Source organism: Pseudidiomarina aestuarii (assembly GCF_048263735.1).
GTDB lineage: Bacteria > Pseudomonadota > Gammaproteobacteria > Enterobacterales > Alteromonadaceae > Pseudidiomarina > Pseudidiomarina aestuarii_B.
Window position 1 is genome coordinate 37,137 of sequence record NZ_JBLXDX010000002.1, and the last position, 12,034, is coordinate 49,170.

Genomic DNA, 12,034 nt, shown 5'->3' on the forward strand with positions numbered 1-12,034 from the left:
ACTATTAACTATTAACTATTACCGTTGTTTATATTGCGTCGGGCAGTAGCCGCGGTCAACAGCTGGAGAACGGAGTTTTTGATGTTTGGTCGCCCGCCCAGTGACGCGGGCACGCCACAATTTGAATGAGCTTGCTTTAAGCTGCGCTCGCATGAACCGGATCACATCAGGTTCAGTTAATCCATAGAGGGCTTCAATAGCTTCAAAAGGGGTACGGTCCTCCCACGCCATCTCAATAATACGGGAGGTATCTTCAGCGGAGAATGTTGGCAGTGCCATCGTCTATCCTTGTGCTATTTCAATCGCTATTACTCACAAGTACGATAGCACCATCAGTGGGGATCAAACCAAAAACATTGCGGAATGTAACCGATCAGAAGCGCGTATCATCCTCACAAGGAACACCATTTTGATTACCGTCCATACGGGTATCGGGACAAAAATGATGAAAATACTCTGCTTCATCGCGCGAATTCATCTGGCTGCAATACCGACGGCCATCACATTCAAAACGGTCGTCAGGTTGAGGCTTCTTCTGAGCCACTAATTTAGCCGCTATTTCGTCAAGCGCGGGCGGTGCCTCCCACGACCAACCGTGCTGCGTATGCGCATATTTATAGGCAGCACCGAGAAGAATAGCGGTCAATACTAACTTACGAATCATGCATACAAGCCCTCTTGGAATCAAAAAGATTGTATGCCGTTTATATCAATATACAAGTAAAGATAATGTAAATTATTGACCGCTTCGCCTTTTAAAAGGACTACTTCTCAAATTTTACTGCAGTTCCGTATGCCAACAGTTCTGCTGCGCCATGTGCGAGCATCGAGGTCGAGAAACGCACGCCAATTACTGCATCAGCGCCAAGTTCGCGAGCTTCAGCCGCCATTCTGTCTAAAGCTTGTTCGCGACTCTCGCCTAATAACTTGGTGTAGTCATGAATTTCGCCGCCGACAATATTGCGAAAAGCTGCCAAGATATCGCGCCCAATATGACGAGCTCGTATCGTGTTTCCGCGCACTAATCCCAAATGCTCTTGAATGACTTTCCCTGCGACTTGCTCAGTCGTGACTATTACTATTGAACTCATAGCTGTACTCGCTTATATCGATCAGTTTTCGCTGCGATAAAACGTTGCCGCGCGACACTGAGAAAAAGAACAATCAATCCCAACCAGAAACCACTGACCACCCATTTGACCCACACCGGTACGCCAGTATCGAGCCAAAACACATAAGCACCATAGGCACTCAGAGGTAAAATGGTGAGAACTAATAGCAACCAACCAAAACGTTGCATCCATAGACTGGGTTTATCATCAACTATAGCCATAACACGTTCCTTATCGGTGATTTGCGGCAGTTCACTGCGCAACGCACCTTGAATAGCAGTCAAGTCCGCCAATTGCTGCTGACATGACGGGCAACTCGCCAAATGAATGCGAACTTGCTGACTTTCCTGCTGAGTAAGTTCTTCATCAAGGTAACCTGATAAGAGTGGCTCCATAGCCCCGCATGAATACGGTAACTGCTGACTCATTACGATTCTCCCATTCGACTTACAATGACGGCTTTTAATGCCAATCGAGCACGATGCAAACTCGACATCACGGTACCTGCCGGTATGTTGAGAATCGCTGCAATATCCGCATAACTACACTCATTCAGTTCCCGCAACACGAGGAGCTCTCGCTGTTCAGCCGGTAACTCGGCAAGAGCACTGAGAACCGATGCGCGCAGTTGTGTTTGTTCTAAACAATGTTCAGGATCGGTGGCCTTTGGTGCCGCAACGTGATCAAGAACTTGTTCATCAACTTCAGAATGAAAACTTCGAATCCGGTCAATACAGCGATTTCGAACCAGCCGCAACAACCAGGGTTTGAGTGAATCATTCACTACTGGGAAATGGTTCGTTTGCAAAGCATGAATGGTCACTTCCTGCAGTATATCTTCAGCGGCAGCAGCATCTTTGAGCAGATGACGTGCGTAATTGAGCGCTGCAGGAAGTAACGGCAACAAATCAGAATGACGTTGATGAATCATATCGTTCTTCTCCGTTGCCTAGGTGGACATTCATTCGTGCTCATTATAGAGACGAGTGAGGTTTGGAATTTATTCCAGTTTTAGCAGAGAAAGTTAGTCGTCGGTCAAAAAGCCACCCGACTGATGTTGCCAAAGCTGTGCGTAGATTCCGTTTTGCTCCAATAATTCTGCATGTGTACCCTGCTCGACTATCTGTCCTTCATCTAACACAATGAGTCGATCCATAGCTGCAATCGTCGACAAGCGATGGGCAATAGCAATAACCGTTTTTCCTTCCATCAGCCGATACAAGTTCTCTTGAATGGCTGCTTCAACTTCAGAGTCCAATGCCGAAGTAGCTTCATCCAAAATCAAAATCGGTGCATCTTTCAACATCACACGAGCAATGGCAATGCGCTGTCTTTGCCCACCAGAGAGTTTCACACCGCGTTCACCAACATGCGCGTCGTAGCCTTGCCGCCCTTTTGAATCACTGAGTTCTGGAATAAACACGTCGGCTTCAGCACGCTGTGCTGCTTCCTCAATCATCGCGTCGGTTGCATCGGGCCTGCCGTAAGCAATGTTACCTCGCACCGAACGATGTAATAGTGATGTGTCTTGAGTCACCATACCGATGTTGCGCCGCAAGCTTTCTTGCGTAATCGTCGCGATATCTTGGCCGTCGATAGAGATTTTGCCGCTTTGTAAATCATAGAATCGCAGTAATATGTTGACCAGCGTTGACTTACCGGCGCCTGAGCGCCCAACCAAGCCAATTTTTTCACCCGCTTTAATGGTTAAGTTGAAGTTTTTCAAAACCGGTCTATCGGCCGCATAAAAGAAGTTCACGTTATCAAACTGAACGGCACCGGCGGTGACATTGAGATCTTTCGCGTTAGGCTTGTCTTCAATCAGTCTCGGTACCGATACAGTTTGCATCCCATCTTGCACGGTTCCAATGTTTTCGAACAATGCAGAGACTTCCCACATAATCCATTGGCTCATGCCCCATAAGCGTAAGACTAGGCTCAACGCAACAGCAATAGCACCAACACTAATCGCGTCCTCTAACCACAATTGAATCGCTAAATACCCTACTGAAAATAACAAGAAAGAATTTAACAAGTAGAGCAGAACATATAACTTTGTGACTAACCGCATTTGTTTGTGCACGGTCGTTAAAAAATGGCTCATCCCCTCTTGTGCATATGAGCTCTCACGCTGAGCATGGGAGAAAAGCTTAACGGTTTGAATATTGGTATAACTATCGACAATTCGACCAGTCATTAATGAACGAGCATCAGCTTGCGCCTCCGCGACTTTCCCTAACCTTGGAACAAAATATCTAAGTAATAATATGTAGAAGGCCAACCACACCAACAGAGGTACTGCCAAGCGCCAATCGGCCGACGCAACAATAAAAACGGTACCGATAAAGTAAACGCTGACATAATTCAGTACATCGACCAGTTTAATCACGACTTCACGCACCGCCAATGCGGTTTGCATGAGCTTGGTTGCGATGCGCCCAGCAAATTCATCTTGGTAAAAGCTTATTGATTGGTTGAGTAGATAGTTATGGACCAACCAACGAATACGCATAGGGTAGTTGCCTAGCAGCGTTTGTGATGTGACTAATGAGTGCAGGATAACGAATAATGGCAGCGCAATAAGGATTAGTGCCGCCATGCCGATTAAAGCCCACATTTGGTCTTCTACAAAAGTCTCGCGCGATTGCACTGATAGCCAATCAACAATGTTCCCAATAAAGCTAAATAACCAAACTTCGGTGATAGCAATCAACACCATAAGGAGGCCGGCACAGATGATGTAAGGCCATGCTCCACGGGTAAAATGCAGACAAAATGGAACCAGTCCTCGTGGTGGTTGTTCGAGCGAGATCGGAGGAAAAGGGTCAAGCCTTCCCTCAAACCATCGGTACAGCCGATTAAACATATAGATTCCAGTAAAGTGAATGGTGATCAGAGACTTAGTATAAAGAAAACGGCGCACAACACCTATTGATGATCTAGACTTTAGTCGAATGGGGCTTCACGCTGTTCTCCAGTAGTATACGGAGGCTATAACTTTTCTTCTATAACGCTTGTAACAGCACACAAGGATACCATCCATGAATGCTATTTTGCTGATGTTACTCGGGCTCGGCGCCATGTTTCTCGGCTATGTGTTTTACTCAAAATTCATAGCCGAAAAAATATTTAAACTGGATCCGAATTTCCGTACACCGGCGCATGAATTTAATGACGGTGTAGACTTTGTTCCAACCAATAAATATGTCCTCTGGGGCCATCACTTCACCTCTGTGGCCGGAGCTGCGCCTATTATCGGCCCCGCTATTGCCGTTATCTGGGGTTGGGTTCCCGCCTTTTTGTGGGTCGTATTCGGGACCATTTTCTTTGCCGGTGTTCACGACGCGGGCGCGATTTGGGCCAGTAACCGCAATAAAGCACGCTCAATCGGTGCATTGACCGGTGATATCGTCGGTAAACGGTCACAAACGCTGTTTATGATCGTCATTTTCCTCGTACTACTGATGGTGAATGCTGTTTTCGCCACCGCCATCTCCGGGTTGCTGATTAACTTCCCAAGTTCTGTGGTGCCAGTCTGGGGTGCAATTTTTGTTGCACTCATTATTGGTCAGTTCATCTTCCGCAAATGGATGAACCTTGGCACCGTCTCAATTATCGGAGTCGTCGCACTCTATACTCTTATTTGGGCAGGTCCATCAGTCCCCATTGAGCTGCCGGAGAGTTTCCTCGGTGTATCTGACAACGCGCAGTGGATTTTGGTGTTGTTCTTTTATGCTGCTATTGCGTCGTTGCTTCCGGTTTGGGTATTGCTACAACCGCGTGACTACATCAACGGGCTGCAACTCTTCATTGGGTTGATTTTGGTTTACTCAGCCGTTCTGATCAGTGGCCCAGAACTAGTCGCTCCAGCGTTCAATAACAACACCCCCGAAGGCACGCCATCCATGGTGCCGTTGCTGTTTGTGACGATTGCCTGTGGCGCAATTTCTGGCTTTCACGGCCTAGTTGCGTCAGGTACGACATCGAAGCAGTTGGATAAAGAGACAGACCTGCGGTTTGTCGGTTATTTCGGTGCCATTGGTGAGGGTTCTCTCTCGTTAGCAACCATTATTGCGGCAACCGCTGGTTTCGCAACCTTGGCTGACTGGCAGGCTGTGTATCATAGCTTCGGTCAAGGTGGTGTTGCCGCATTCGTACAAGGTGGCGCCAATATTCTCCAGAACGGTATTGGACTCAATGTGGATATTGCGCAAACACTATTGACGGTGATGGCGGTTCTTTTCGCTGGTACCACCATGGATACTGGACTGCGATTGCAGCGCTATATCTTCCAAGAATGGGGCAATATCTACAATATTAAATGGATGGAGAAAGCGGCACCTGCCACCCTCCTCGCGGTCGGTTCATGCTTATTGCTAGCCTTTGGTGCCGGTGGTGCGGATGGCGCCGGTGGCCTACTCATTTGGCCGTTATTCGGTACCACCAACCAGTTATTGGCGGGCTTAACACTACTGGTAATCACGACCATTTTGGTCAAACTCGGTCGGCCGATGTACTTTACGCTGATTCCACTGTTGTTCTTATTGGTAATGACCATTTACGCATTACTTATCCAATTGATGGGCTTCTACCAAAAATCAGATTGGTTCTTATTCAGTCTGGATTTAGTGGTGCTCATCGCTGCGATTTGGATTGCGTTGGAATCAGCCGCTACTCTGACCAAATTGCGTCGGGAGCGGAATCAAGCATGAAGATAAAAGCTATCCGCAGTTGGTTTGCACAAGCCAATGCTTATGCGACGGAGGTGTATAACGCCCCCTACCGTGCTGCGATAGCTCGTGCCAAGCGGGATGAGGATGATTTGTTCATGATGTTGGTATTCTCTGAACTCATGGGCGTTCCGAATCCCGCTTCATATTATACTTTAGAGCTCCAGCCGTTATTGCTGGAGCGCTTTCATGAATGGCATCAACGAATGGGCATGGAGCACTCTCCGCTCGATCATTTTCGTTGTTGTTAAATCCTCTCATCTTCATTATTGAGTCTCCATGTTCACACAAAAAGTAGTCTTTATCGGTGGCAAAGGTGGCGTGGGTAAAACAACCCTCGCATCGGCACTCGCATTACGTTGCCAGCAACGCGGCGAGCGCGTATTGATCATCTCCACTGATCCTGCACATAGCCTAGCCGATGCGTTCGCACAGCCGATTGGCGATGAAACTGTGACTTTATTGCCTGGCTTAGACGCGCTAGAAATTAATCCTGACCACGAGGTTATTGCGCATGTTGAACGGGTGACGCAGTCGATGAAGCGTTTCGCGCGTCCAGATATGTTTGCGGAAATTGAACGACAAATGCGCTTAACTCAGCAATCACCGGGAGCTCAAGAGGCGGCTCTTCTTGAGCGTATTGCAACGTTAGTGGACGAAGCACCACAACACTATGACCGTGTGATATTCGATACAGCACCTACTGGTCATACCCTGCGACTACTCACTCTACCGGAAGCAATGGCGGCCTGGACGCAAGGACTGTTGCGGCATGATTCTCAGTCACAGCAACTGCAGGGCGTTCTTGATCATCTCAGTCCGAAAGCAGGGAAAGATATTAGTAATCCGTTTAGTGATGCTCGCAAACACAGTGTTTCGAATGTCGACCAACGCACCGCTGACATCACGGCAACGTTACTCACCCGCCAGCGCCTATTTCACCGTACGCGCCACATTCTGACCGATGCCCAGCAGACCGCATTATTTTTTGTATTAACTCCAGAAAAGTTACCGATTTTAGAGACTGGACGCGCAGTTACTGCGTTACAGAAAGAACACTTACCGATCCAAGGCTTGTTTATTAATCGTAACCTGCCCGAACACGCCGATGGAGATTTTTTGGCGCAAAGAAGACAACAAGAAGCGATTTATCGAGAAGAGATTGAAGATCAGTTCCAAAAGTTGAGTCGTTATTACATTCCCTTGTTGCCGACTGACATCAACGGTATTGACGGACTGAATCGAGTTATTCCACACCTACCCTGGTAAACCGAATATTAAAGCTAAGCCCCTATCCAAATCCACGTCAGCGCGCTTAAGCCAAGTACGGCAAGCACCCAGCCAACCCGATGACTATAGCGCTGCCACACATCCAACATCTTGTCTCCAAACCAATACACGAGCAGCGCCAAACCGTAATAACGAATACCTCGCGCAATGATGGCTGCAGTGATAAATAACCCATACGGGTAACCCGTACTACCGGCGCTGAGCATACCCACTTGAAAAGGAATGGGAGTGATGCCTACTAACAACAGCAACCCAAAGCCTTGCTCTTGAAAACGCTCTGAAAAGCTCGCAAACGCGTCTTCGTATCCCAATATTTGCAGCAACCATTGACCCACATCATCGAAAAACCAAAAGCCGACAAAATAGCCAATGGTGGCGCCGACCAGACAACCTGCTAAGGTCGCAGTACTAATGGCCCATAAACGATGTTGTTGACTCAGTAATAGTGGGATCAGGATTAATTCTAGCGGGATTGGAACAATAATAGATTCCAACAATGACAGCGTGAAGATCAACCATAGCACATGATTTGATTCAGCTAAGCGGGCCAACCAACGATTGGCCCGTTTGTCGTGTGTTTGTTGCACGTATCGACCTATTGTTTATTCGCCAAAAGCGCCCGCTGGTCCCGGGAAAACGACTGGGCTTTCGTAGCCGTCTTTACTCACGCTGGCAACACCAAAAAAGTAGTTATCAATAACGATATTTTCGAGGGTGTATTCGTTCACATCACCGACATCGCGACTGAATTCCCAATTTGGTGCATCAGTGTGGCGCCAATACACGCGATAACCGGCAATATGATCTTGCTCAGCTGTACTTGCGGCGCGCCACTTTAGGGTAGTATTCGCGGTTACTGCGCCCGAAATCGACACCTCTGCTGGCGGACTCGGCGCCCATGCCATGCCCGCAAGTGAAACTGCATTTAACGCGGTGAGCTTTGCTGCATAGTCAAAATCAACGCCGTCGATGGTATCGCCATAGACAATACCGTCTTCAGTTCGAAGATCTTGATGCTGACGATTATAGTTCTCATTGGTTTCCATGATACGAACACCCGGATACCCTAAATCGTTAAAGGGGCGATGATGGCCACCACGAGCAAATCGGTCTAAACGATAGATAACCATAGTATCGAGATTTGGAATGTACCGGTCTGCCATCCAATCGATATAGCGCGCTAAATTGCGGCTTGGTGAATCAACCTCACCTCCCGTGAAACGCCGACGACGAGCATCATCCGCGGTCTCGTCTTGGCGGGTTCCCTCTGCAAAAATACGTGCTGTGGTGTTATTGATAACGCCGTTGATCCCTTCAATATTTCCGATCATATCGTTGTTGAGAACAGCCTTAATTCGCCAGCCGTCGGCTTGTGCTTGTTCTGCCATAATGCGACCGCCAAATAACCCCTGTTCTTCGCCAGCGAGAGCTGCATAAACAATACTTCCAGCGAATTCATATTGGCTCAGCACTCGGGCTGCCTCCAGCGTTCCTGCAACACCACTGGCATTGTCGTTGGCGCCTGGCGCGTCAGCGGTGTAATTCATGACATCTGAAACACGTGAGTCGATGTCACCCGACATGATCACGTAACGGTCCGGATCAACGGTTCCTCGTTGAACGGCAATTACACTTACCACCTCAACCGGATCAGGGATTCGCGCTTCGCCCTCAATCACCCGTGACTGGTAATAAACTTCGAGACAGCCACCACATGCGGCGGAAATCTTATCAAACTCTGCTTTAATCCAACGGCGCGCGGCACCAATGCCGCGAGTATCTGACTCGGTTTCCGACAACGTGTGACGCGTACCGAAACTCACTAACTTCTCAATATCTTGTTCAATGCGTTCAGCGGATACCGCTCCCGCTATCGCGTGAAGATCTTGTTGGTCACGGTACTCAACATCGGCGGATGCACTAACTGAGAATGCTGCGACTACACTCAACAGACCTAATTGTTTGATTCGGTTCATGGGTTGTCTTCTCTTGTTTATTACCGGAAAGATAAGTTATTTACTTCTGTTCATCATCTATATATTTGCGACTGAAGTACTATAGAGTGAAGCAACCATTTAGATCAAAATTAAGCGCTGAAGTGCTTTATTTAAACGAGGAGAGAACCATGCGAGCAGTTGGTTATCAACGTTCATTACCCTACACCGATGCGTTAGCCTTGCAAGATATCGAGATCCCCACACCTAGTTGTGGTGACTATGATGTTCTCGTGCGAGTTCGTGGCATCGGCTTGAATCCAGTAGATACTAAAATTCGGCAACGCAAAGAGGCTGCTGCTGGTGAGTACGTTGTCTTGGGGTGGGATGTGGCAGGCACGGTCGTCGACTGCGGCTCGAAAGTGACAGGTTATCAAATTGGTGATGAGGTTTGGTACGCCGGGGCAGTCAATCGAGATGGCTGTAATGCCGAATATCAAAGTGTCGATTCACGGCTGATTAGTTTGCGCCCAAAAACACTGAGTGCTGCAGATGCAGCGGCTATGCCCCTCACCTTTCTGACCGCCTGGGAGTTGCTTTTTGATCGCCTGGAACTCGATGAGGCTGCACCCAATATGTTGTTAGTTACTGGTGCGGCTGGTGGTGTCGGCTCAGCGTTAATTCAACTCGCCAAAGCGTTGACCAACACTACTGTGATTGCGACCGCATCCAGAGATGAAACGAGACAGTGGGTGAAACAGTTGGGCGCAGACGTCATTATTGATCATCATCAAGCGCTAGCTCCGCAACTACGAGAGCACGGCATCACGGATGTTACTCATGTTGCTAGCTTAACGCACACCGAACAGCATTTTGAGCAATTAGTGGAGTTACTGGAACCGCAGGGCCGATTGGCGTTAATTGATGATCCTCAAGATCCACTTCCCATTGGGCTCATGAAGCAAAAGAGTTTGTCGTTACATTGGGAGTTTATGTTCACACGTTCATTGTTCACGACTCATGACATAGCTAAACAAGGCGAAATTTTAGCTGAGGTCGCGCAGTTAGTGGATACCGGGGCGATTCAAACCACCCGCTTCCAACACTTAGGCACAATTAGCGCGGAGACACTTCGTCAGGCGCACGGGACTTTGGAAGCGCATAGCGCAATTGGTAAATTGGTCGTTGACGGCTACCCAGACTGACATTGTTGTGGTTCATAGCGGAGCGTAAACAAATGCCGTTCCTTTCTATCTTGGTAGCGAACTTCAACGTGGTCTGCATGCATGCGGAAATATTCTAAACCAGGATCTGAACAGTAGAACCGCAGCATCTGTGGTTCTATTTGTTCTTTTAGTTGGCTCTCTTCGTACTGAAATTTGTCGATATTAATCAGGCTGTAAACAAACCGCATACCATAGTTATTGACTTCGGCGCGCTCAAAACGGGTTTGTCGATCCAATAACTTGGGTAAATCTCGATTGAGCTGCCCGGAGCGCTCCAGCAAATTCTGATACAAATCGTTACGATTTCTCGAACTGCTTTCACCAAACCAATCGGCAATTAGCAGCGCAAGGAGCGCACTACAAACAATGACTGAGACGATTGAAATGATTAACTTTTTTGAAAACAACTGAACTGCCACTGAAATCCATCCTTCAATCGTTGCGAAGTCTCGCTCACAACTAGAAAAAGTTGTGATCTCTCTTACAAACATTCATGTATGTATGTATAATTAAAAGCTGTAACGAGACTGTTGAAAACGCTGTTTATATGCGTCTCATGAACAGTCTCCCATTGAACATGAAGAGGTAACTACATGCAACTACGCACTCCTGCTTCGCTAATCGCCATTGCGATAGCGGCATCCCTTTCACTGGCTGCTTGCAGTGACAACGGTGATGCAAATCAATCGTCACAACAACAAGCACCGCAAGAAGTCGGTATTGTGACTATTGAGCGGCAAAACGTAGCGGTATCCAATGCCTTACCGGGACGGGTAACCGCCTTTCGTGTTGCAGAAGTAAGACCTCAAGTCAGTGGTATTTTGCAGTCACAACAATTCGAAGGCGGCACCAACGTCACTGCCGGACAATCGCTCTATCAAATCGATCCAGCGCTATTTCGTGCTCAACTCGAGAGCGCCGAGGCTGCACTTGCTCGTGCGCAAGCCGAGGTCACGAATTCTAAAGCTCGCTTTGAACGCGTTCGTGAACTTATCGAAGACAAATCGATTAGCCAACAAGACTTTGATGAAGCGCAAGCGGCATTTCTACAAGCCCAAGCGAACTTGAAAGTTGCCGAAGCCGATGTGACTCGAGCGCAATTGGATCTGGATTATACCGAAGTGAAAGCCCCTATCAGTGGTCGTATTGGGCGATCGTTGATTACCCCTGGTGCACTCGTGCAAACAGGCCAAGCGCAACCGCTAACCTATATACATCAGTTGGATCCTATCTACGTCGATATTGCACAAAGTAGTGACGAGTATATGGCACTGCAGCAACAAATTCGCAGTGGTGCTATTGCTGTAGATGAAAATAACCGCGCCAAAGTGAGCGTTACGTTAGCCGGTATGTCGGACGAACCGATCACTGGGGAATTGCTGTTTAACGAAGCCACCGTCGACCCACAAACGAGCTCAATTGCATTGCGTGCGCGGTTTGAAAATCCGGACCATTTACTGTTGCCAGGTATGTTTGTAACGGCAGATGTTAGCAGCGGTGAACTTCGTGACGCGATTCTCGCGCCGCAACAGGGTGTTACGCGTGACCCACGTGGCCGCGCGACGGTGATGATTGTCAATGCCGAAGGCCAAGCAGAAACCCGTTACATCGAAGTCAGTCGTACTATCGGCAGCAACTGGTTGGTAACCGATGGTCTAGCCGCCGGTGACCAAGTCATTGTTGATGGACTACAAAAAATTCAACCTGGTGCTCAGGTTTCTCCGGTAAAAGTGGATTTATAA

The 12,034-nt window shown here is 48.0% G+C and carries 14 protein-coding genes; 5 read left to right on the top strand and 9 right to left on the bottom strand.

Annotated elements, in window-relative coordinates:
- Window positions 1-18 precede the first annotated feature (18 nt).
- From ACN0S4_RS04880 to ACN0S4_RS04905, 6 genes are all read right to left on the bottom strand, one after another.
- Window positions 19-279, bottom strand: coding sequence for a TIGR03643 family protein (locus ACN0S4_RS04880; RefSeq protein WP_417656598.1), 261 nt, complete (start codon window positions 277-279; stop codon window positions 19-21).
- 94 nt (window positions 280-373) lie between these two features.
- Window positions 374-664 carry an excalibur calcium-binding domain-containing protein gene (locus tag ACN0S4_RS04885; protein WP_417656599.1) on the bottom strand — a complete coding sequence of 97 codons (291 nt, stop codon included), beginning with the start codon at window positions 662-664 and terminating at the stop codon, window positions 374-376.
- A 100-nt stretch (window positions 665-764) separates the two neighbouring features.
- Window positions 765-1,091 (bottom strand): YbjQ family protein, encoded by a 327-nt coding sequence (locus ACN0S4_RS04890; RefSeq protein WP_417656600.1) that lies wholly within the window; start codon window positions 1,089-1,091, stop codon window positions 765-767.
- Entirely contained in the window at window positions 1,088-1,540 is a 453-nt protein-coding gene (locus tag ACN0S4_RS04895; protein ID WP_417656601.1) for an anti-sigma factor family protein, read from the bottom strand. The genes ACN0S4_RS04890 and ACN0S4_RS04895 overlap by 4 nt, the downstream gene beginning before the upstream one ends.
- Window positions 1,540-2,043 (bottom strand): RNA polymerase sigma factor, encoded by a 504-nt coding sequence (locus ACN0S4_RS04900; RefSeq protein ID WP_417656602.1) that lies wholly within the window; start codon window positions 2,041-2,043, stop codon window positions 1,540-1,542. The genes ACN0S4_RS04895 and ACN0S4_RS04900 overlap by 1 nt, the downstream gene beginning before the upstream one ends.
- 93 nt (window positions 2,044-2,136) lie before the next feature.
- Window positions 2,137-3,978: an ABC transporter ATP-binding protein gene (locus ACN0S4_RS04905; protein WP_417656603.1), complete on the bottom strand. Its 1,842-nt coding sequence runs from the start codon at window positions 3,976-3,978 to the stop codon at window positions 2,137-2,139.
- A 175-nt stretch (window positions 3,979-4,153) separates the two neighbouring features.
- Between ACN0S4_RS04905 and ACN0S4_RS04910 the strand changes: the two genes are divergently transcribed.
- The 3 genes from ACN0S4_RS04910 to ACN0S4_RS04920 are packed head-to-tail and all read left to right on the top strand — an operon-like array spanning window position 4,154 to window position 7,111.
- Window positions 4,154-5,824, top strand: a complete 1,671-nt coding sequence (locus tag ACN0S4_RS04910; RefSeq protein ID WP_417656604.1) for a carbon starvation protein A — start codon at window positions 4,154-4,156, stop codon at window positions 5,822-5,824.
- The gene (locus ACN0S4_RS04915; RefSeq protein WP_169929754.1) at window positions 5,821-6,093 is read left to right on the top strand and encodes a cory-CC-star protein; all 273 of its coding nucleotides are present in this window, start codon (window positions 5,821-5,823) and stop codon (window positions 6,091-6,093) included. The genes ACN0S4_RS04910 and ACN0S4_RS04915 overlap by 4 nt, the downstream gene beginning before the upstream one ends.
- Window positions 6,094-6,121: 28 nt before the next feature.
- Entirely contained in the window at window positions 6,122-7,111 is a 990-nt protein-coding gene (locus ACN0S4_RS04920; RefSeq protein WP_417656605.1) for an ArsA family ATPase, read from the top strand.
- Window positions 7,112-7,125: 14 nt separating this feature from the next.
- On the opposite strand, the gene ACN0S4_RS04925 is transcribed toward ACN0S4_RS04920, so the two are convergent.
- Together ACN0S4_RS04925 and ACN0S4_RS04930 are read right to left on the bottom strand one after the other, a co-directional pair.
- On the bottom strand, window positions 7,126-7,719 hold the full coding sequence (locus ACN0S4_RS04925) for a YqaA family protein (protein WP_417656606.1): 594 nt from the start codon (window positions 7,717-7,719) through the stop codon (window positions 7,126-7,128).
- A 15-nt stretch (window positions 7,720-7,734) separates the two neighbouring features.
- Window positions 7,735-9,099 carry a M28 family metallopeptidase gene (locus ACN0S4_RS04930; RefSeq protein WP_417656993.1) on the bottom strand — a complete coding sequence of 455 codons (1,365 nt, stop codon included), beginning with the start codon at window positions 9,097-9,099 and terminating at the stop codon, window positions 7,735-7,737.
- A 158-nt stretch (window positions 9,100-9,257) separates the two neighbouring features.
- Between ACN0S4_RS04930 and ACN0S4_RS04935 the strand changes: the two genes are divergently transcribed.
- Entirely contained in the window at window positions 9,258-10,271 is a 1,014-nt protein-coding gene (locus tag ACN0S4_RS04935) for a zinc-binding alcohol dehydrogenase family protein (protein WP_417656607.1), read from the top strand.
- Here the strand turns inward: ACN0S4_RS04935 and ACN0S4_RS04940 are convergent.
- A complete protein-coding gene (locus tag ACN0S4_RS04940) occupies window positions 10,259-10,711 on the bottom strand; it encodes a hypothetical protein (RefSeq protein WP_417656608.1) in 453 nt (150 codons plus the stop codon). The two genes, ACN0S4_RS04935 and ACN0S4_RS04940, sit on opposite strands and share 13 nt — an antisense overlap.
- Window positions 10,712-10,885: 174 nt before the next feature.
- Here ACN0S4_RS04940 and ACN0S4_RS04945 point away from each other — a divergent pair, with 174 nt between their 5' ends.
- Window positions 10,886-12,034, top strand: coding sequence for an efflux RND transporter periplasmic adaptor subunit (locus ACN0S4_RS04945; protein ID WP_417656609.1), 1,149 nt, complete (start codon window positions 10,886-10,888; stop codon window positions 12,032-12,034).